Below are 20,472 nucleotides of genomic sequence, written 5' to 3'. Positions count from 1 at the left end.
TGTACAGAGCTCGACAATAACAAGCAACCATCAAAGAACTGATCAAAATCAATTTACCTTGTGGTCAAGAAGCGTAGTCTAGAGTCAAAGAGAACAAACAAGGAGACTTAAAATGCCAATTGAAAACCACAGCTTAGTAAACGAGTTACCAGAGTTTAAAGAACAGATCCACGAGCTAAAATTGAATGATGCGCACTTCCGTCGTTTGTTTGAAGAGTACCATTTCTTAACTCATGAAATTGAAAACATTGAAAAGGAAATTGTGCTTGCTAGCACACTGGAAGAAGAAGAGTTTAAAAAGCGCCGTTTACTGCTCAAAGATACTTTAGCGGATATGTTACGTAAGGCTAAAGACGGGCAGATCACTGAAGCCTAATGTTTAACTAGCTCGATCATTGAAAAGGCCTGCTTTAAACGCAGGCCTTTTTATTGTCTACAGTGTCACATGCGTCGAATTTTGGTCTAACGCCGATTCAATGTGACTGACATATATTAAAAACTGAGGCCTGTATAACCCTCCCTCTAACGCGCCACAGACTCGATTAACGCTATCACTGTCTAATCCATCAAAGGGTTCATCTAAAATTAAGATAGGCGCTTTCCTAAGTAGAATTCTGGCTAAACATAAACGTCGTGCTTGCCCACCAGAAACATCCCGTCCTTGCCCACCGAGTAAAGTATCTAATCCACTAGGTAAAGCTTCTACCCAACCTTTCAACCCTAGCAATTGTAGTACATCGAACAGTTCAGCCTCCGTCGCATCAGGCTTTCCCAGTAGTAAATTAGCTCGTAGACTCTGTTGAAAAATAACAGACTGCTGGGGCAGATAGGCCACTTTCTCTCGCCAACATGAGTTATCGAATAGCGAAACAGTTGCGCTATTAAGCATCACCTCACCACGGTAATTTAAATCACCAGCCAAGGCCGCTAACGTCGTACTTTTACCAGCACCGCTGGCGCCAACGACTTTAATCTGTGCATTACCACTTATCGTAAAATTCACGCTTGGTAAGGCTGAAGATGCAACATCATTATGGCTACCTGCAAAGTTTCGAACAATCAATGACTCGATAGAAGGCAATGACTTAGACTTATCCGCTGCCTCCAATGCACTGCGCTGCAATTGATTTAAGCGCTTCAGGCCGACTTTAGATTGGCCTTGCGCGAGAAATGCGCTGGCAATAGGTTGCATCAGCTCATTTACTCCCAATGTCGCCAATACTAAGGCAACCAACCAAGTCGCTGATATGGTAGGTGTGATAACAAGGCTTTCATTTTCAACGCTAAGACACATGGCAAACATAACGCCAATCAACAAAAATGTTGTCGTTTGCCCTAGCAACTTAATAAGTGATGTTACACCTTGTAGCCGACCTTGAAGCTTGCGCTGTTTTTCATCCAGTAGCGTTAATCGCTCACTGTAATGTTGCCAATGGCCACGGATGGTCAAGGTAATCAACGCTGAAAACACCGACATAAAACGGCTACGACGGTGCACAGACAACGCCTGCATTCTGTAAACTGATGACATCGCTAAACGGTTCGCAAACCAAGGTAGACAAAGCAACTGCATAGCACTATAAATGATAATTGGCCACACTAGGGATGCTTCGACCCACGCGCCTAAAGCCAGCAGAGCAACACAACCCAACAAACCATAACCCCATGGCATAACCACAGCCAATGGCCACTTTATGATCTGATCCAAATCGCCAACTAAGCGCTGTAACAAGTCGCCTTTCGTTTGGCGGTGAACCTGATTTAACGGTGTATTAACACGCTGATCCCAAACCCATAATCGCAAACTACGTAGTAGACCTAATAAATGATCGTGAGAGAATACTTGTTCACCGTATCGACCAGCAGTTCGAAGGATAGCCATTAGGCGCACCAAAGCGCCCGGTGTGAAATAGTTAAACGTTAATGCGGTGCCCATTGCACTGGCGAGCCCAGCCGCTGATAAGAACCAACCGGAAACACCCAATAGAGCCACTGCGGCCAAACTGCCGACAATACCAATCAGCAGGGCGACTAATAAACCAAACGGGTTATCCAGTAATAACGATTTAAACGTAAGTAATTGGGGATTACGCTTCGACATACACTCCATCCTCCTTCATCAGCCATTTTTGGTCAGCCCAACTAACAGGATGCGTATCGTGACTAATAATTAAAACGGTTTTACCAAAGCTGACTTCATCCAACGTATTCAGCACTTGCTCTGCCGTATCTGAATCCAAGCCAGAACATGGCTCATCCAGCAGCCACACATCGGCTTGACTGAGCAGAGCCCGAGCAATGGATAAGCGCTGCATTTGCCCACCAGATAGCCCAGTACCCGCTTCATGAATTGGCGTATCCCAACCAAAACGCAAACCACCGACAAAGTCCCAGCACTGTGCTTTGATTAGTGCGTTACGCAGGTCTGCATCATGACACTTCCCAAGACCAAGCTCTAGGTTTTGACGAATCGTACCTTGTATCCATTCAGGCGTTTGTGGCAACCACGCTAAGCGGCGTCGCCATTCATCAAGCATTGATGAACTTAACAACTGACCTTTGATCAAAAGTCGCCCATCAAATTTCTGATCAAAGCCTAATAAGATTGACATTAGACTGGACTTTCCTGCACCCGACGCCCCTCTCAACCAGACACGTTCACCTTGTGAAATGGACGCAGATAAATCAGCAAGCCGCACTCGGCCAGAGGTAGACCAACTGACGTTCTCGAATTCAATCAGCGCACCATTTCCCTTTTTATCAGGCAGCTTGGAAGACGATGTAGCCATAAAGTCAGACGGTTCAGCAGCAAAAATTTCTTGTAGATCGGTCGCGGCCGCTTCTGCCTTTTGCTTAGCATGATAGTCACTGCCTAGCTGGCGTAACGGTAAGTAGAACTCTGGTGCCAGCAGCAACAGATAAAAGGCGGCAAATAAACTTACTGGCGCAATGCCCACTTGCCAAGGCAATTGCTCTAATAACCCCAACCCCAAATACAGGGCGACCATGGCAATGGCCACCGACGAGAACAACTCCAAGGTACCCGTTGAAAGGAAGGCCAAACGAAGAACCCCCATAGTTGTTTTTTGGTACTCACTCGCGGTCAAAGACAAACGTTCGCGAGCACGATCGGTTTGACCTAACCGTTTAAGCTCGGCCATTCCTTGGTTTAAATCCATAAACTGATTCGACAACAATGATAGTACTGTAAACTGCTTACGATTCGCATTGGCGGCTTTATGCCCAACCATCACCATAAAAAAAACGACCAGCGGTGCGGTCAAAGCAAAAATGAAAAAGGCGATCCAAGAAACAGGAATGACGGCAATTAAAATTGTCAATGGTATGAAAAGCACCAGAAAAACTTGTGGCACATAACGACTGAAATAATCGTCAAGTGCATCAATCTGCTCATATACTCTGGTAGAAAGGCCGGCATCTTCATCGATCTGTAAACGATTCGGACCAAGATGCGTAAGATGTTCCACCACACGTTTTCGTAAGGAAAAACGAATGGTTCGGCTTGCGGTGGCACAAATTTGCTCGCGCACATACTGCAAAACCGTTTTGAAAAGAAAGGCAGCACCTGCTAGCAAAGCAGCATTGAGGGGAAAACTCCCCTCAAGCACCAGTTCAGCGAATACCTTTGCCAGCCCTAAAGCTTGTATAACAATGGAAAAAGCGATTAAGACACCTAACCATTTCACCATTTGAAAGCGCTTTCTTTGCTGCTGTTGCAGATCAAATAGAAATTGCTGCTCTGATGACTTAACCCGTGTTCGCATGTTTAAACCTTACTAAAAGGCAATGTACCCTTTTATTAAAAACTTATTGTGAGTCCTCAGGAGACTCGCCATCGTAGCCATAAAACTCTAACCAAACCGCATTAATAATGCCGAATGAACATGCTAATAGCACGCCTAATACCCATGCAAAATACCACATAGTGACTCCTTATAGCGGGGCAGGTTACCCTGCCCCGCTTCAATCTTAGTAAAGTGAATGCGAGTTTTTAGCGATGTGCTCTTTAGTCAATCGACCAAACATCACAAAGTAACTCCATACGGTGTAGGACAATACAATCGGTACAAAAATACACGCCACGACAAACATGATCATCAGCGTCGTTTCACTTGATGTAGCATCCCACATAGTCAAACTCATACTCGGGAATGTCGAAGACGGCATTAAGAATGGGAACATTGAACCGCCCGCTGTCATAATAATGCCAGCGATACCTAATGAAGACAGAAGGAAAGCTAAGCCACCACGTCCAGCGGCCCCCATTATGCCGGCTAACAACATACCACCTAGACCGATCACAGGAGCCAAGATCAACCATGGCACAGCACTGTAATTCGCTAGCCACGCACCACTTTGTAGCTCTGCTGTTTTCATCAGAGGTGTCATAACTGAATTGCCATCGAATTCACTAGTAATCACGTAGCCATCAATACCAAATGCTAACCAAATGCCCGCCAGACCGAATAACACAGCGGTCAAAGCGCCGGTAATAAACGTTGACTTACGAACTCTTTCGTACAGATGGCCGTCTGTCTTCATAAGTAACCATGCGCCACCTTGTGTTGCCAACATAAGCAAACTCACCAAACCACACAAGATTGCAAATGGGTTCAGTAAAGCAAAGAAAGAACCTGTGTACGACACTCGAAGATATTCATCAAACTGGAACGGCACACCTTGCAACAGATTACCAAACGCCACACCGAAAATAATAGGCGGCACAGCTGAACCAAAGCCGATGCACCAATCCCAGTTTTTACGCCACTTAGTGCCTTCTAACTTAGAGCGGTAATCGAACCCGATCGGACGAAAGAACAACGCAGCCAGCGTCAAGATCATCGCCATATAAAAGCCTGAGAACGATGTGGCATAAACCACAGGCCAAGCCGCGAATAACGCACCGCCCGCCGTGATAAACCACACTTGGTTACCATCCCAATGAGGCGCAATGGAATTGATCATGATACGGCGTTCAGAATCGTCTTTGGTTATAACGTTCAACAAGCTACCGACACCCATATCAAAGCCGTCAGTAATCGCGAAGCCGATTAGCAGAACCCCCACTAACACCCACCAGATGACTTTTAAAAATTCGTAATCCATCTTACACCTCCCGCGCTTTAAGCTGGTCTGTTTCTTTTTCTAGCGCATAACGGCCAGTATGTAGACTCGATGGGCCCTGTTTCGCAAAACGAATCATTAGATACATTTCAGCGATCAAGAACACAGTATAAAGTGCTGTCATCAATCCCATTGAGAGCCAAATTTGACCCGTTGTAAGATCAGACACCGCCACATGAACAGGAAGAATTTCACCAATCGCCCATGGCTGACGACCATACTCTGCAACAAACCATCCGGTCTCCACGCCAATCCAAGGCAGTGGTAACGACAACATGACCAGCTTTAAGAAGGTACGGCTCTGGCCGATGCGACGACGAGCATTTTGATAAAATGCCACCGCAAACACCAAGAGCATCAACACGCCCGATGCCACCATTAGACGGAACGCGAAAAATAAAGGCGCAACTTTCGGGATTGAATAATCAACCGCCATTTGTAGCTGCTCTTCGGTAACATTATTAATGTCGTCTGCAAAAGCCGTCACGAGTAATCCATAACCCAAATCATCTTTCACTTTATCAAAGTTTTCTTTTACTAACGGATCTTCGTTTCCTTGACGCAGTTGCGCTAATAACTGATTGGCGTATATACCATTGATGATACGCTGACGGTGGTACTCTTTAAGTTCTTTAAGACCAATGACCTCTTCGTCTAAAGAGCGTGTAGCAATCAAGCCCATAAGACCTGGAATCTGAAGTGCATATTCAGTGACTTCTAATTCTTGGTTAGGAAAACCAATAACAGTAAATGGTGCAGGCGCTTCATGTGTTTCCCACTCAGCTTCAACGGCAGCCAGTTTCACACGTTGAACCTCACCCAACTCGTAACCTGATTCATCACCTAATAGAATGACGCTCAAGGTTGCAGCTAGGCCAAATGCTGATGCAATCGCAAAAGAGCGACGTGCAAACGCTAGATCACGGTTTTTAAGTAGGTAGTAACTCGATATAACTAAAACGAAGATCGCACCGGTCACGTAGCCTGCAGAAACCGTGTGTACGAATTTTACTTGAGCGACGGGATTCATCAGTAGCGCGCCAAAATCTACCAACTCCATACGCATTGTCTGATAATTGAATTCTGAACCAACTGGATTTTGCATCCAACCGTTGGCAATCAAAATCCACAGCGCCGATAAGTTTGAACCTAAAGCTACCAGCCAAGTCACCATCAAGTGCTTCACTTTGCTTAGACGATCCCAACCGAAGAAGAACAAACCAACCAAGGTTGATTCAAGGAAAAAGGCCATTAAGCCTTCAATCGCCAATGGCGCACCGAAGATATCGCCGACATAGTGCGAGAAGTACGACCAGTTAGTCCCGAATTGGAACTCCATCGTCAAACCGGTAGTCACACCTAGAGCAAAGTTGATACCAAACAATTTACCCCAAAAGCGCACCATATCTTTGTAAACCTGTTTGCCAGTAATGACATACACAGATTCCATAATTGCGAGTAAAAAAGAGAGGCCGAGGGTCAGAGGTACAAACAAAAAGTGGTACATAGCCGTTAGCGCAAACTGTAATCGCGAGAGCTCTACAACTGCTTCATTAATCATGATCTTAACCCATGTCTAACGTAATAGAACGGCGGCTTTTTTTCCTAGGCACTGTCCATGCTCTTATTTTGTTCGGTCGCCAACAAATGCCAATCATTCACAATATGTATGGTTGGCATACACGTGAATTATCGATTAGCGCTGCTTATGGGTCATTGCGATAGATCAATAAATGATACTAATAGCTTCACTCATATTAAACTTACACAATCCTTACTTTAATCAAAGATCGCTTATCGCCTTTCAACACAAAGCTGTATAACGCCCATAATGCATCGCACGGGCATATTAGATTCTCTTTATACAACAGAGTCAACGCAAAAAGTAATAAGCTTATATCTATTTCGAATTTACAGTTATTTCATATAACCTACGGCAATGAATACGCTAATCCCACTTTTGCTGACGTTGATTTTTAAGCTGTCCGCGCTGTTTTTTGCCATCCATACGCTTACGTTGTGAGCTTCTAGTGGGTTTGGTTGGTCGACGCACTTTGGCGGGGGTTTTGACTTGGTCGATTAATTCTAATAAACGCGCTAGAGCATCTTCTCGGTTGGCTTCTTGAGTACGAAATTGCTGAGCTTTAATTACCAGAACGCCATCTTTCGAAATTCGGCTGTCTTTCATTGCCAATAGAGGCTCTTTTATCCGGTCAGGCAAAGATGAGCTGACAATATCAAAGCGTAAATGGATAGCACTGGACACTTTGTTAACGTTTTGTCCTCCCGCCCCTTGTGCTCGAATGGCGGTCATTTCTATTTCATGATCCGGAATTTCAATCGTATTGGATATTGTTAAAGGCATACATTGACTCGTGCTGGTTAATCATTCGCAACAATTGTAACAGGACATGTCGATTGCATATTGCTACTTCGCATCTTTTGACAAGTTCGTTACAATCAGCCCCCTTTTGATTAAAAACTGGAGTCATCAGTGACACTATTCCGTCCGTGTATCGACCTACACCAAGGCAAAGTGAAACAAATTGTAGGCGGTAGCTTGAATGATACTGGCGCTAAAGAGAACTTTATTAGCGAATACGATGCCGCGTATTACGCTAATCTTTATCGTGAACACCAAATTAAAGGTGGTCATGTGATTGCGCTGGGTAAAGACAAACTGAATAAGCTAGAAGCGCTAAGCGCCTTACGCGCCTACCCTAATGGTTTACAGTATGGCGGCGGTGTTACTGTACGAAACGCGGCGGAGTATCTCAAAGCTGGTGCGTCTCATGTGATCGTGACATCTTACCTATTTGAAGATGGGGAATTCTCATGGGATCGTTTAGATCAAATCAAACGTGAAACAGGGACTGAACGCTTGGTTCTAGATTTAAGTTGTCGTCGTGTTGATAACAGTTGGTTTATCGCCACGGATCGCTGGCAGACCATTACTTCAACGGAAGTGAACCTTGAAAACCTTATTGAATTAGCGAATCACTGTGATGAGTTCCTGATTCATGCAGCAGACGTCGAAGGGCTTCAAGCTGGTATTGACGAAGATCTCGTCACACTACTCGGTCAAGGCTGCCCTATTGACGTCACCTACGCTGGCGGCGCACGCTCTCTTGAAGACCTCAAACGTGTACATGCATTATCGAAGGGTGAAGTCGATCTCACCATTGGTAGCGCATTGGATATATTTGGTGGAAAAGGCATTACACTGGACGATTGCATCCAGTGGAATTCGCAACAATAAGCCATCTTCGCAAAAGTCGAGGAAACTTTACGCTTACCTCGACTTGTTAGGCCTCTCGTCACTCGACATCACTCCCCCATTACCGCATACTTGTTAACTATAACTATCCCCATTTTCATCACTAGGAATCATTTCAACCATGAGGATCTTACGTACAGGTTTTGTACTTCTTCCGCTTTTGTTAGCCGCGTGTTCCTTACCGACAAAACCCACCTCCTCTGCCTCATTACCTAGCGAACCGGATACCATTGACAGTTCGCAAAACGTTAACGATGCAGAAGATGTAACCGAGCCGGTTGTCACGAAAGCACTTGAGACGACCCAGTTATCAAAAGAGGAATTGCTGGCCAAATATAAGTCATTACAGACATTAGCCATGCAAAACATCCAAGAACTGGAAACGCGTCTTGGTCATCCATTGAATGAAACAAGCCTTTCTATTCCTTCAACGGATGATGTAGCGATGCTAAAAAGTAAAGTCGCTGAGCTATCGTCTTATACGAATAATCTGACTAGTCAGATTGTCGAGCTTGATAAACGTGTTGAACAACGCCGTGAGTCACCAAGTAAAGGTGATTTACTGCAAGTTCACTTGTCTAATCTTGAAGTAACAGAACCGACTTCATTCAATGCCCAGCCTCTTGTTGGCAACTGGATTCGAGGAGAATCCAGGGTGGTTCGTTTAAAGGAAAATTTCCTAATGGAAAACTCAACATCTGAGCCTTTAAATATGACCTTTACGGAGACTTATCAGATTATTATTAATGATAAATTGATCGGTACATTTGGTCCAAATCGCAGTATATATGAGCTAGAGTTCGATGCTCCAACCGTTGATAATAACGGTAAAATTGTTGGCAGCCTGAAAATTCGCATCCCGCAATAAAACGATCTAGAAGACCGCTACTCTTGGCGGTCTTCTATTTTGTTTCTAGCTTTATCCAACTTAACTGGGACCATCACAGATAATGATTTAGGAATCATTTCAACGTGAAGCTCATCCGCCTCTCGATTTTCACCGTCTAATACATATGAAATCGTTTCGTCAGACGTCAACACCACTCGATAAGCCGTATCATGATGAATTCCTTCGTAATCGTGATCTTCCAGTCGACTGGTCAATCCATGCCCTACCAACTCTAACAAGTTGAGTATCTGTGGTCGATCTGGTGATAGCCATGTTAAGTCCATGACACCATCGGTAATATCAGGCGCACCACGACCTTGTGCTAGTAAAGTAGTAATCGGCGCGGCATTGGCAATGGTCAAACTGGGGGTATCCACCGTTATCACTGGTTGATCATCCAACTGTAGCTGATATTTTGTACTTTTATTATCTCCCACCGCTTCAGACAGGCCTTGCAGATACGCAAACTGCCCGCTGCTGTTCTTTTTTTCTCGGTCGGCTTTTTCAATCATTTGTTGCTCGAAACCAACCCCACACAGCATGAGCATCACCTCGTCGTTACAACGAGCCGTATCAATTCGGCTTTCAATGCCTTCAATTATCGCTAAGCAAGCTGTATTAACTGGGTTTAATTTGACCCCAACACCACATAACGCGTAACTAAGCGCATTAGCGGTACCCAATGGAATGATCCCGAGCTTTACAGGAGTATTCACCAATTCTTGCGCGACTTCGGCCACAGTGCCATCTCCGCCACAAGCGATGACTAAATCAGGTTTATTCACTACGGCTTTCTGTGCCCAGTAACTGCCGTTGTGCTCTTTTGAAGTGGTTCGAATGGTTAGGTCATAGTACGGAGAAAGAAGTTCGAGAATTTGATCTTTACTCTCCTGCCATTGACGCGTACCAGCAACAGGATTGGCAATCAACCAAGCACTGTTACGAACCACTAGCTGCTTCTGGTGGTGCATCTTAGTAATGACATGGAGTTGGCGTTTGTTCAAATGAGCACTTGGACGGATGCCTTTAATGTGTTTAATGATAGCCGCTGGGGTTTTATCGGGATGTTGACTTAATAAATAAGCCACTAACATGAAAACGGAGCGACCTCGACCTAATGCACAATGCACAACCACACTGCGGCCGTCCTTTCGGTGCGTATGAATCCAGTTAAGCGCTCGCTTTACCTGAATTTCAGTAGGGACTGAGTGATCAAGAATGGGCACATTTAAATAATCAATGTCTTCCCCTAATAACGTCCAATTCAATGAATCGAATTCCGCTGTTACGTCAAGCACCGCGCAAATATCATTACTTTTTAAAAAGTGAATATCGGAAGGAAATAAGCGACGGGCGAGGAATAGACCAGGCTCAATTTCTTGAATCGCAGGCACTTTATCTTGGCTTCGAGCAATAGCATTGTATAACTGTGTTGCCCACAAAAATGGCCATAATGTCCATCGTATGGCCATAGGTATCGTACCGTTTGCACGCTTTCGAAATATCGTTGGCTTGTTCAAAATGTACGCTAAGCTTACGACAAAAAACGACAACGCTGCCCATACCCATGCGCTACGAAAGTACAAATCTGCTGTCGTAGCACTTAACACGACAAAACCGAGCGCCAACAACAAATAGACATTTGTTTGTAACAACATATTTATTCTCCCTACCCACATAAACCTAAATGCTTGTTTATCACGCTTTTTTTGATGCTCCCTTAAGTTACATTAACGGTTACGCCTTAATAGGTAAATCTATGCAGAAGATATGCCCATTTTTATCCTTGAGATTGCACACTTAGAAAGCGTTAAAAACACTAAAAATACATTTGTACTGGTCAAACACTGTGCTAATCTCGAATTTGTTGGCTGTTTGTTACTGCACTATCTATAACCATAGCCAATTGCTCACGGGAAAAGCGACTTTTTGCATTCTAGTGGCTTTTCTTTATTTTGTACGTTGGTGCTTTTGCGCCTGGAGTTATCTTAATGGATGCATCGATCTCAATGTTTGATCTAGGATGGCAAACCTACTTCCAACAGCAATTGTCATTGGATGACCTTGAAACACATAACATTGCACGTGTTTGCCAAGTGGAACCCTCGCAATACAAATTGCTGTCCGAATGTGGACTGCTTACCTTGACCAAACAATCACACCAACCAGAAATGACCATTGGTGACTGGGTTGTTGTAAACAAGGAAAACCACTTTGTTCGCAAGCTCGACCGCAGCGCCCTGTTCAATCAAGGCGAACATTTAATCGCCTCTAACGTCGACACTGTATTAATCGTCAGTGCCTTAGACGACACGTTTAATTTGGATTTAATTAAGCGCTATTACGACTTAGTTCATGATGCCGAAGCAGATGCCATTGTGGTACTTACCAAAGCAGATTTGTGTGACTCTGTTGATGAAAAGCGCGACCTGGTTCAACGATTGAATCCACTTCTCATGATTGAAACCGTCAATACAAAATCAGCAGAGCCATTAGACGCTCTGAAAGGTTTTTTCAAGCCAGGTAAAACGATTGCGATTTTAGGCGCGCCTGGCGCAGGTAAATCACGTCTAGTCCGAAGCCTAGTTGATCTTGATGAGCCTGAAACTCAGTTTTCTGAGCCGCAAGAATCGCTCTTCAGACTGCCGAATGGTGCGGTATTACTTGACTCGCCAGCACTACGTGAATTGCAAGCCAATGCGGCAATGAGTGCAGAGTCTGATTTTGAACTGGTAGCTAAGATCGCTGAGAAGTGCCGCTTTAATGATTGCACTCATACGAATGAGCCTGGCTGCGCGATATTGCAAGCGGTCGAGCAAGGCAACTTAGAAGAGTATCGAGTAAAGGCTTATAAGCGCGCCACGTTCTCCTACACAGATGAAGTAACGACTAAGCAGAAAACTCAGCGTCATGCTCACTCTGACGCCCGAGCTAGAAAGCATAGCCTAGCGGACTAAAGTAAACTCAGATTCACTGTGGCTGCTTACCATAAAAAAACCGGCTTCATTTCGAAGCCGGTTTTTTTTGATTCTAAAGCTGTTACTACAAAAGATCTTTCGCGTCCATCATCTCTGTCCAAGAAGCGATTGCTTTATTGAACTCCGCTCGCTCATCTTTTGGAATAGCTTGCATCGTTGGGATTTTAGCCCGCATTGGGTTAACCGGGCGTTTATTTACATGCAGTTCATAATGTAAATGTGGTCCAGTAACTCGCCCTGTCGAGCCAGATAAAGCGATGACTTGTCCGCGCTTAACACGTTGCCCTTTACGCACTAATATCTTACTCAAATGTAAAAAACGCGTGCTGTATTTACCGATATTGTCTATGTCGATATAACGACCCGCATAACGATGATTTGCTGTTCGAGTCACTATGCCATCTCCAGTCGCTAACACCTTAGTACCACTTGGTGTCGCTAAATCAGTACCATTATGAGGCGACGCGCGCCCTGTTACTGGATGCTTACGATTCGGGTTAAAGCCAGAGCTGATCCGGTACTTCACTGCTGTTGGCCAACGTCGTAAGGCTGACGTTAGACTATTGCCCTCTTCATCATAAAAACGTCCGTCAGAGCTATTTAAGAAGGCTTGATAATATTGACCACGAACCTTGATACGAACGGCTTCAACCTGCTCACTACCAACTTCTTCACCGTCAACGTCACCTTGCTTCAGCACCACATCAAACGGATCACCTGCACGAATATCTCGACGAAAATCTAAGCGATTTTTGAGCAAATCACTGATGATCATAATGTTAGCATCAGAGAGGCCGGCACGTTTAGCGGACACATAAAACGTACCTTCAACATTGCCATGCTTGGCAAACTGACTCCAAGTGATTGGCTTGCGCTCTTCCTTGTAAACAAAGCCACCATTTTCATGTTTTACATAAGCAATGGTTCGGCTCGGGTCGATACGACGGGAGATTCGAACTAACTGATCTTGATCATTTGTCTGAAACCGTAAGCGGTCCCCTACTTGAAGGGGCTCTAATACCAAATATTCTTGATCCGCTTCTAAAACATCGTAAAGCGTACCAATGGTAAATCCATAGCGCTGAAAAATCCCTTCTAGCGTGTCTCCAGACTTGATTATATGTTCTACAAGACGCGGTTTAGGAAGTGACTGAGTCACTTGATCTACAACGGTCTGATCTTCATTCTGACGTACACCAATAGACTCAGGCGGAGCCAAAGAATCTAAGGATGGCGGCGGCGGAGCATTCGGCGTTTGTGTTTTTATCGGCGCTAACGAGATGCGACTATTAGGTAAGGCATCATAATTTTCAGCGCGTTGGTCATCCTCGACCATGGCCTCATAAATCATCAAAAGCAAGACAAAGACTGATACCAAGACCAGTGCCCATAAGCGAGGGCCACTTGGCAGCCAGCGGGGTTTCCTTTTCGGTTGAACCATAGAGAGTAAACTTCTTTCCGTGGCAGCTCTCTGCTGCCGTCTTAATATATAAAATGCCTAAAAATACAGGCATTCTATCAGTAGTTGTTAAAGGTCTGTGACATCTTGCCTGAGTCTAAAAAAAAATGACAGTCTCTGGCGTAATACAATCTTACGAAAACCTATCTATTACAGTATCTTGATACACAGTCAGTAAGTTAAATAGGCGCCTCCTTACCTCAATCTTCTTCTACAGCAGACCATAAGAACGGAGTAAGGCTAGAAAAATCACGATATAACATCATCATTTATGCAACAAAAGTCAGCTGACTGTCTGAAACAGACATGTCATAACCTGTTTATTTACGTTAAATTGGGCACAGGTCGTTTCCATCGGTTTAAGGCATTGAAGGCATTATGAACAAAAGTGGTACACAGCAATTACATTACACGAATGAACTAGGTCAACATCAAATAGATTTAGTCGAAGAAGTACCGATTGCCATCAGCGTCAATGACCTAAATTATGCCGTCATCTTAATAACGCCCGTCGATATTGAAGCCTTTGTCATTGGTTTTGCGCATTCAGAAGGTTTAATCGAACATACCAATGAAATCTTAGACATCGACATCGAAACAGATAGCGGTCAACAAGAAGGTGTACCCACCCACATAACGGCCAACCTGAAACTGACAGGACGAGCGCAGCACCGCTCATCAAGCATTATGCGTCAACGCAAAGGCGCTAGTGGCTGTGGTTTGTGTGGCATCGAAGCCATAGAACAAAGCTTTCCATGTTTAGCGCCTCTCAGCCCTGCCCCCACATTAACTGACGAGCAGTGGAATACCGCAAAAGAGCAGTTCTCAAACCATCAGCTTGTGGGCGGGATTTCAGGCGCGATTCACGGAGCCATGCTAATGGACCCGCAAGGCACGTTTTTATACTTTGCGGAAGATATCGGGCGCCACAATGCACTAGATAAGCTCATCGGAAAAGCGCTCAGCACGTCCAGTAACTTAAAAGGCTGCCATATTTTAATGAGCAGTCGCTGCAGTACTGAATTAATTCTAAAAGCAGTACGAGGCCAAGTTGCCAGCCTAGGTCACCTTGCCTCACCCAGCACTCTAGCCGTCGCCCAAGCAAAGCAATACGGCTTACATTTGATACACATCCCCAGACGCGCTGCGCCACGTCATTACAATTAAAAGCGACATAGCTGAATGTGCAGATCAACCATGCTCTACGACTTATGTCTCTGAGAATTTAACATAGACTTCACACGGTTACGTCCAGCGTTTTTGGCATCGTATAGAGCGGTATCCGCTTGTTTAATCGCCATGTCAATATCAGCCATATCGATGTCATTCTCTACGCAGCCAACACCAATCGAAACCGTAATGCGCTTTACCTTAGGCATGACAGTATTGGCTACATGTTCACACAACGATTCAGCGATACTTACAGCACTCTCACCGCTTGTATTCGGTAAGAAAATCAAGAACTCTTCACCTCCTACTCGACATACCATATCGCTGTCTTCGATGAAGTTTTGCATTGTCTTTGCCAACTCTTGGATAACCAAGTCTCCAGTGTCATGCCCGTAGCAATCATTCACTAACTTAAAGTGGTCAATATCCAAAGCTAATACTGAAAACTGTAGATGCTTTGCTTCAAAGTCATCTAATAGGCGCTGCATACCTCGGCGGTTATGGAGCTGCGTCAGTGGGTCTGTATGACTGTCAACATCGAGCTTATGGATCTTATCATTCAGTAATCCAATAGCATTTAGAACCGCTATTTTCAGCTGGGATGCCTCAAAGTACCAAGAACGTACCGAGACAATCTGCCGTTGCATGTCTACATCGTTTACATTCGCAGCACTGCGCGCTAACTGGCGAAGTGGTTTCGAAATTAGGTAAGCCAGCACCCAAATAACAATAAACGTAAGAAGCGCAATCGGTAAACTCGCCCATAATACGTTCAGCATTTGGTCATTAAGAGACTTCATTACTTTATCTTTAGGGCGCTGGACGACAACGCCCCAGTTTGCAGAAGGAACGGATGCATATCCAGCTACCATCTCGATACCTAAAGAGTTGATGGTTTCTTGACTGCCTTCCGCACTCCCCAACGCTTGCTTAATTAGAGGCAGTTGCGAGACATTTTCGCCAATTCGATTTGGATCGACATGAAACAATAATTCACCAAATTGATCGACAACATAGAGATAGGTTTGATCCGTGAAAAAGTGATCTTTCATTAAGCGAGATAACGAACCATTTTTATTAAGATAGATCGTGCCAGATATATAGCCTAAATAATGACCATGTTCACCCCAAATAGGGTGAGAGATACTAATCAGCGTATTGCCACTAACTGAATGGAAGGGGTTTGTAATGAGGGGTTTACGTTCGTAATAGGACTGGCGTGTATTCTCAGGCAACACAAAACCTTTCTGAAGAATCCCCTCTGGGTAGGTCGCAACGACTTCCGCTTCATTATTAACAATAATGGCTGAGTTAAAGACTTCGGATTGCTCTACAAGACGGTATATTTCTTCCTCAGGCTTGCCCGAGAAATGAAAATTACCCGCTAGCAACTCTGCACTAAAGGCCACTGAGTCTTGAGCAGACGTTAGTAGCATTTCTGCCGATTCGGCTACTTTTGCAGCATAGCGTTGATTCGCTTCTAGCGTATTATCGATAAGCAGTTTGCGCTGAACGTTATAAATAGCCTGATAACTATTACCAAAGGTGACCAGAACACACCCTATCGTTAATAGTAAAATTAGACGACGCAAGTCCGCGCGAAAAATATACCGAAAAACCTGCATCTAGCATCCGCCACATTATTTTCATAACTAAATTTTATAGAACAAAAACTGCTCTGGGTTGATAAAGCTCAATATACTGACTAGGAAATCGTTTTTCTACTGAAATAAGGTATGAGAACAGCTCGTCAGATAATACTTTCAATCGCTGCTGTATTAGCAGGTTTCTATATCTAAATAACCTTTAGTCTGCATCTCCATCATTCGGCTAAATGTACGCTGAAATTCAAATAACAAGATGCCATTGGTATACAGCTTATCTAACGGAACGTCGGCTTGAAACACCATGTTAATACGCTGGTCGTAACACTCATCAATTAAGCTGATAAACCGTCTCACTGCATCATCGTTTAAGCCATGGACTACTTCTCGCTCACCTGTAAAGCCAGATCCCATTGCACCATCTTCTGTCCCTCTGGCTTTAATATGCTCATAAGGAGTACTGCTGAGCTCTGGAATGCCGGATACAGCGATACGGTCATACTTTTGAGCTAAAGCAATGTAGTCATGCGCTGAACGCGGACTCTCGCATAAATCTTTAAAATCACACCATAGAGCGCATGTATTTTCAGCCAACACTGGCATTTTACGATAATTAATCGTTATTTCACTTCCTTGCTGTTCCGACATCAAAAATAGATCAGCCATCAATAGATTAAAGCGTTCCTTATCAGTGAAATAAATTGCCTGATCAATAGGAAGCCTAAACCGATGGTCAACATTTCCTGTCAAATGAAAGCTATGTAGATGTCGTTCAAGAGTTTCAATGGCTGGCGCAAAGCGGTCTTTTTGCAGTTGGTTTTGAAACAAGTCACCTACCGCTATATTAGACGTCGCCACGAGACTGCACCCCTCTTTGAATAGGGCTTGTATAAAGTTCCCCAGCAACATGGCATCGGCAATATCTGAGACAAAGAACTCATCAAAACAGATAACTTTTACTTCTTTCGCCATGCGAGCAGCAATTTGATCAAGCGGGTTGGAAACCCCAAAAGTCGTATTAAGCTCTCGATGTAACGCGGTCATAAAATGATGGAAATGTTGGCGCTTTGCCATACCTGTTGGCAAAGACTGAAAAAACAGGTTCATCAACATCGTTTTACCACGACCGACATTTCCCCATAGGTACACGCCTAAATGTCCATCAGAAATGTCTGCTTGACCGGTTAACTGATTCCACAATTGATCGAGAGCATTTAAGGCGTCTGCTTGAGAAGGGTCATCTGAGATTTTAGCTTGCTCAACAAGTTCGTGATACAAACCGCTGGGGGGAGTAAAGGGCTGATCATTCATGCATAGATTCTTTTGTGCGGAGAGAGCGACATTTGCGCCGTCTAATTTTCACTTTTAGGTGCAAGGCTTTCGATTAATGTCTCACCAATCTTATCAAGTGGCGCAACCGCATCAGCAGCACCAAGCTCAATGGCAGCACGTGGCATACCAAATACCACACAAGTACTTTCATCTTGGGCAACCGTGAAGCCTCCAGAGTCTTGTATCTTCTTAAGCCCTTGAGCGCCATCTTTTCCCATGCCAGTCAATAAAGTCGCCATGGCAAACTTACCTATTTCTGAAGCAACGGAATCAAAAAGAACATCAACAGAGGGTTTATGGCCACTTACTTTCTCTCCATCAAACACTTCTGTATAAAGTTCATTGCCTTTTCGTTTCACACGCATGTGGTATCCTCCAGGCGCCAAATAAGCATAACCAGGGCGGACCAACTCACCACCTTGAGCCTCGATAACGGTAAAACCCGTATTGCGAGTCAAACGGTCAGCATAGGTAGTCGTAAAACCTGCAGGCATATGCTGAGTCATCACCACAGCAAAATGACTCGCTGGCAATTGTTGTAGCACATGCGCAATGGCTTCAGTTCCGCCTGTCGATGCGCCAATGGCAATGACTCGATTAGTCCGAGACGCTAATTGAGCAGGTGCTTTGGGAGGTTTAGTAGCATGACCAACATGGCTTTTTGCAGCCATTTTAACTTTATTAATGACCGTACCAGAATAACGCTGGAACACAGCAATATCATCGACAATCGGCTTGGCTATGTAATCTACCGCCCCCAGTTCAAGCGCCCTCAACGTAATGTCGGCTTTCGAGCGGGTTAGTGTTGATATCATGATGACAGGCGTCGGCCTGACTTTCATTAACACTTCTAAAAAGCGAATGCCGTCCACCTCAGGCATTTCCACATCAAGAGTGATCACATCAGGTTGCAATTTATTAACGAGCGCTTTAGCCTCAAACGCATCTGCTGCCGCACCCACCACCACGATACCAGGATCAGAATTTAATATTTCAGTTAGCAGTCTTCGAATAATATCCGAATCATCGACCACTAATACTCGAATTGGAAGATGTTGCATGGATATCCCTTATTTAGAAAAGATCGATATCGCCAGAGTCAACCTGACTTTCAACCACTGCTTTTTGATAGCGCTGCTCGTTATCAATCAGTTCATCATCGTAATGATTTTTAAGCTTTCTCATCATCGCCTTTCCCGTTACGGGAAAGAAATTAACGCGCCTTGGGTAGATATCTAAAAGATCGGAAGCATCGACTGGGATACCTTCGTTTTGCAAATAGCCTTGAATAAACTCCGCATTATTCTGACCTACATTACTGTATACCATGCCCTTAATAACAGAGCCACCACCAAAGATTTTCGCTCTAAACCGGTCTCTTCGACCACCAATCTTCACTAAATGGTTAATCAGCATCTCCATGGCATAGACTCCATAACGGCCTGTGGCTGATAATAAGTCGTTTGGATCGCCTTCAGGCAATAGAAAATGGTTCATGCCTCCCACCCGAGAAATTGGGTCATATAGACAAACGGCAACACATGAGCCCAATAAGGTCGTAATCATCATATCATTGTCTGTCGCGAAGTATTCGCCAGGGAGAACCTTCATCGCATCGATATCAAACTGACGATCAAAGTAATGTTTTGTTGCCAAGTGCTCCTGCGCGGCATCTCTTAACGCCATAAAACCTCCTTCACACCTTTCTATATGCGGTTCGACCGACCGGTGTCATCAAATGCCCCAAATGATTGAAGTTTTCTGAATGACCTGCAATATACAACCCGCCAGGTCGCAGCTTCTCAAGCAGCTTCTCAAGAATCCGTACCTGTGTCTCTTTATCAAAATAAATCATAACGTTTCTACAGAAAATAACGTCCATTCCTGATTTGACAGGGTAATTGCTATCCAACAAGTTTACTTGTTTAAATTCGATTAAATTTCGTAACTCAGGGACAACACGAGCCATACCGGTATTGGGGCCTTTACCACGCAGAAAAAAATTCTTCTTATTGGCAATCGCTTCTATTTTGTCAATGGAATAAACGCCATTGCTGGCTTTATTTAAAACACTACTATCGATATCCGATGCCACTATTTTTATCGGAGCATCAAAGCGACCTAGCGACTTCACAACCGTCATCGCAATCGAATACGGCTCTTCACCTGTGCTCGACGCAGCGCACCAAATCTTTTCGCACTGCTCTCCTGATTGGATAAATTCATGCAATAGCTCGAAGTGATGCGGCTCGCGAAAAAAAGACGTTAGATTCGTCGTAAGAGCATTAATAAAACTCTCTTGCTCTGCAGGATGACTTTCTAAGTAGCTTAAATACTGCTTAACCGAATTTAAGCCTAACTTACGAACTCTAGGGGCCAAACGACTGTAAACTAGAGAGACTTTACTGTCGGCAAGGTTAATACCAGCAAACGCACGCAGCTCAGAGCGAACTTTTTTAAAATCTGCATCGGTGTAAGCAAATTCGCGATCCATAGAGAAAACCTTTACTAAGAATAGGAAGTTAATGCCCTTATGAATTGACAGCATCAAAGCTAGAACAAAACGAGTGCCATCCGCTGAAGCGCCTTCCATACATGCGGCACCACTAAACACACCA

General features: G+C 44.3%; 18 protein-coding genes. 5 read left to right on the top strand and 13 right to left on the bottom strand.

What is annotated here, in order from left to right:
* The first annotated feature begins 112 nt into the window (after positions 1-112).
* A complete protein-coding gene (locus AYW76_RS08045) occupies positions 113-376 on the top strand; it encodes a YdcH family protein (RefSeq protein WP_067036566.1) in 264 nt (87 codons plus the stop codon).
* Between the two features lie 57 nt (positions 377-433).
* Here AYW76_RS08045 and AYW76_RS08040 read toward each other — a convergent pair whose 3' ends face one another.
* From AYW76_RS08040 to arfB, 6 genes are all read right to left on the bottom strand, one after another.
* Positions 434-2,101 (bottom strand): amino acid ABC transporter ATP-binding/permease protein, encoded by a 1,668-nt coding sequence (locus AYW76_RS08040; RefSeq protein ID WP_067218279.1) that lies wholly within the window; start codon positions 2,099-2,101, stop codon positions 434-436.
* The gene (cydD, locus tag AYW76_RS08035) at positions 2,088-3,785 is read right to left on the bottom strand and encodes a thiol reductant ABC exporter subunit CydD (RefSeq protein ID WP_067036563.1); all 1,698 of its coding nucleotides are present in this window, start codon (positions 3,783-3,785) and stop codon (positions 2,088-2,090) included. Before cydD ends, AYW76_RS08040 begins: the two co-directional genes overlap by 14 nt.
* A gap of 43 nt (positions 3,786-3,828) precedes the next feature.
* Positions 3,829-3,945, bottom strand: a complete 117-nt coding sequence (cydX, locus tag AYW76_RS08030) for a cytochrome bd-I oxidase subunit CydX (RefSeq protein WP_067036560.1) — start codon at positions 3,943-3,945, stop codon at positions 3,829-3,831.
* Positions 3,946-3,990: 45 nt separating this feature from the next.
* Positions 3,991-5,127: a cytochrome d ubiquinol oxidase subunit II gene (gene cydB, locus AYW76_RS08025; protein ID WP_067036557.1), complete on the bottom strand. Its 1,137-nt coding sequence runs from the start codon at positions 5,125-5,127 to the stop codon at positions 3,991-3,993.
* Position 5,128: 1 nt separating this feature from the next.
* On the bottom strand, positions 5,129-6,706 hold the full coding sequence (locus tag AYW76_RS08020; RefSeq protein WP_067218276.1) for a cytochrome ubiquinol oxidase subunit I: 1,578 nt from the start codon (positions 6,704-6,706) through the stop codon (positions 5,129-5,131).
* 387 nt (positions 6,707-7,093) lie between these two features.
* The gene (gene arfB, locus AYW76_RS08015; RefSeq protein ID WP_067218273.1) at positions 7,094-7,510 is read right to left on the bottom strand and encodes an alternative ribosome rescue aminoacyl-tRNA hydrolase ArfB; all 417 of its coding nucleotides are present in this window, start codon (positions 7,508-7,510) and stop codon (positions 7,094-7,096) included.
* A gap of 129 nt (positions 7,511-7,639) precedes the next feature.
* Here arfB and hisA point away from each other — a divergent pair, with 129 nt between their 5' ends.
* Together hisA and AYW76_RS08005 are read left to right on the top strand one after the other, a co-directional pair.
* Complete coding sequence (gene hisA / locus AYW76_RS08010; protein WP_067218269.1) at positions 7,640-8,404, top strand: phosphoribosylformimino-5-aminoimidazole carboxamide ribotide isomerase; 765 nt, start codon at positions 7,640-7,642, stop codon at positions 8,402-8,404.
* A gap of 139 nt (positions 8,405-8,543) precedes the next feature.
* Positions 8,544-9,290: a hypothetical protein gene (locus AYW76_RS08005; RefSeq protein ID WP_067036544.1), complete on the top strand. Its 747-nt coding sequence runs from the start codon at positions 8,544-8,546 to the stop codon at positions 9,288-9,290.
* A gap of 17 nt (positions 9,291-9,307) precedes the next feature.
* Here the strand turns inward: AYW76_RS08005 and AYW76_RS08000 are convergent, their stop codons facing one another.
* The gene (locus AYW76_RS08000) at positions 9,308-10,969 is read right to left on the bottom strand and encodes a diacylglycerol kinase family protein (protein ID WP_067218265.1); all 1,662 of its coding nucleotides are present in this window, start codon (positions 10,967-10,969) and stop codon (positions 9,308-9,310) included.
* 333 nt (positions 10,970-11,302) lie between these two features.
* On the opposite strand from AYW76_RS08000, the gene rsgA reads away from it, so the two are divergent.
* Positions 11,303-12,268 carry a GTPase RsgA gene (gene rsgA / locus AYW76_RS07995; protein ID WP_067218262.1) on the top strand — a complete coding sequence of 322 codons (966 nt, stop codon included), beginning with the start codon at positions 11,303-11,305 and terminating at the stop codon, positions 12,266-12,268.
* An 85-nt stretch (positions 12,269-12,353) separates the two neighbouring features.
* On the opposite strand, the gene AYW76_RS07990 is transcribed toward rsgA, so the two are convergent.
* Positions 12,354-13,730, bottom strand: a complete 1,377-nt coding sequence (locus AYW76_RS07990; protein ID WP_067218259.1) for a peptidoglycan DD-metalloendopeptidase family protein — start codon at positions 13,728-13,730, stop codon at positions 12,354-12,356.
* A gap of 396 nt (positions 13,731-14,126) precedes the next feature.
* Between AYW76_RS07990 and AYW76_RS07985 the strand changes: the two genes are divergently transcribed.
* Positions 14,127-14,915: a formate dehydrogenase accessory sulfurtransferase FdhD gene (locus AYW76_RS07985; protein ID WP_067218255.1), complete on the top strand. Its 789-nt coding sequence runs from the start codon at positions 14,127-14,129 to the stop codon at positions 14,913-14,915.
* 35 nt (positions 14,916-14,950) lie between these two features.
* Here the strand turns inward: AYW76_RS07985 and AYW76_RS07980 are convergent, their stop codons facing one another.
* The 5 genes from AYW76_RS07980 to AYW76_RS07960 all read right to left on the bottom strand — a co-directional run bounded on the left by AYW76_RS07980 (position 14,951) and on the right by AYW76_RS07960 (position 20,447).
* A complete protein-coding gene (locus AYW76_RS07980) occupies positions 14,951-16,543 on the bottom strand; it encodes a sensor domain-containing diguanylate cyclase (RefSeq protein ID WP_067218252.1) in 1,593 nt (530 codons plus the stop codon).
* A gap of 153 nt (positions 16,544-16,696) precedes the next feature.
* Positions 16,697-17,833, bottom strand: a complete 1,137-nt coding sequence (zapE, locus tag AYW76_RS07975; protein ID WP_067218249.1) for a cell division protein ZapE — start codon at positions 17,831-17,833, stop codon at positions 16,697-16,699.
* A 41-nt stretch (positions 17,834-17,874) separates the two neighbouring features.
* Positions 17,875-18,915 carry a protein-glutamate methylesterase/protein-glutamine glutaminase gene (locus tag AYW76_RS07970; RefSeq protein WP_067218245.1) on the bottom strand — a complete coding sequence of 347 codons (1,041 nt, stop codon included), beginning with the start codon at positions 18,913-18,915 and terminating at the stop codon, positions 17,875-17,877.
* Positions 18,916-18,928: 13 nt separating this feature from the next.
* Positions 18,929-19,540, bottom strand: coding sequence for a chemoreceptor glutamine deamidase CheD (gene cheD, locus AYW76_RS07965; RefSeq protein ID WP_067218241.1), 612 nt, complete (start codon positions 19,538-19,540; stop codon positions 18,929-18,931).
* A gap of 10 nt (positions 19,541-19,550) precedes the next feature.
* A complete protein-coding gene (locus AYW76_RS07960; RefSeq protein WP_231872570.1) occupies positions 19,551-20,447 on the bottom strand; it encodes a CheR family methyltransferase in 897 nt (298 codons plus the stop codon).
* Between the last annotated feature and the right edge of the window lie 25 nt (positions 20,448-20,472).

It is taken from the genome of Marinomonas gallaica (assembly GCF_001639745.1).
Classification (GTDB): Bacteria; Pseudomonadota; Gammaproteobacteria; order Pseudomonadales; family Marinomonadaceae; genus Marinomonas; species Marinomonas gallaica.
Note: the sequence above shows the minus strand (reverse complement) of the source record. Positions and strands in the feature narration are given on the sequence as shown.

Excerpts from the sequence above, each read along its gene's own strand:
- AYW76_RS08045 (WP_067036566.1), top strand. The coding sequence starts at position 113 with ATGCCAATTGAAAACCACAGCTTAGTAAACGAGTTACCAGAGTTTAAA.
- AYW76_RS08040 (WP_067218279.1), bottom strand. The coding sequence starts at position 2,101 with ATGTCGAAGCGTAATCCCCAATTACTTACGTTTAAATCGTTATTACTG.
- cydD (WP_067036563.1), bottom strand. The coding sequence starts at position 3,785 with ATGCGAACACGGGTTAAGTCATCAGAGCAGCAATTTCTATTTGATCTG.
- cydX (WP_067036560.1), bottom strand. The coding sequence starts at position 3,945 with ATGTGGTATTTTGCATGGGTATTAGGCGTGCTATTAGCATGTTCATTC.
- cydB (WP_067036557.1), bottom strand. The coding sequence starts at position 5,127 with ATGGATTACGAATTTTTAAAAGTCATCTGGTGGGTGTTAGTGGGGGTT.
- AYW76_RS08020 (WP_067218276.1), bottom strand. The coding sequence starts at position 6,706 with ATGATTAATGAAGCAGTTGTAGAGCTCTCGCGATTACAGTTTGCGCTA.
- arfB (WP_067218273.1), bottom strand. The coding sequence starts at position 7,510 with ATGCCTTTAACAATATCCAATACGATTGAAATTCCGGATCATGAAATA.
- AYW76_RS08005 (WP_067036544.1), top strand. The coding sequence starts at position 8,544 with ATGAGGATCTTACGTACAGGTTTTGTACTTCTTCCGCTTTTGTTAGCC.
- AYW76_RS08000 (WP_067218265.1), bottom strand. The coding sequence starts at position 10,969 with ATGTTGTTACAAACAAATGTCTATTTGTTGTTGGCGCTCGGTTTTGTC.
- rsgA (WP_067218262.1), top strand. The coding sequence starts at position 11,303 with ATGGATGCATCGATCTCAATGTTTGATCTAGGATGGCAAACCTACTTC.
- AYW76_RS07990 (WP_067218259.1), bottom strand. The coding sequence starts at position 13,730 with ATGGTTCAACCGAAAAGGAAACCCCGCTGGCTGCCAAGTGGCCCTCGC.
- AYW76_RS07985 (WP_067218255.1), top strand. The coding sequence starts at position 14,127 with ATGAACAAAAGTGGTACACAGCAATTACATTACACGAATGAACTAGGT.
- AYW76_RS07980 (WP_067218252.1), bottom strand. The coding sequence starts at position 16,543 with ATGCAGGTTTTTCGGTATATTTTTCGCGCGGACTTGCGTCGTCTAATT.
- zapE (WP_067218249.1), bottom strand. The coding sequence starts at position 17,833 with ATGAATGATCAGCCCTTTACTCCCCCCAGCGGTTTGTATCACGAACTT.
- AYW76_RS07970 (WP_067218245.1), bottom strand. The coding sequence starts at position 18,915 with ATGCAACATCTTCCAATTCGAGTATTAGTGGTCGATGATTCGGATATT.
- cheD (WP_067218241.1), bottom strand. The coding sequence starts at position 19,540 with ATGGCGTTAAGAGATGCCGCGCAGGAGCACTTGGCAACAAAACATTAC.
- AYW76_RS07960 (WP_231872570.1), bottom strand. The coding sequence starts at position 20,447 with ATGGAAGGCGCTTCAGCGGATGGCACTCGTTTTGTTCTAGCTTTGATG.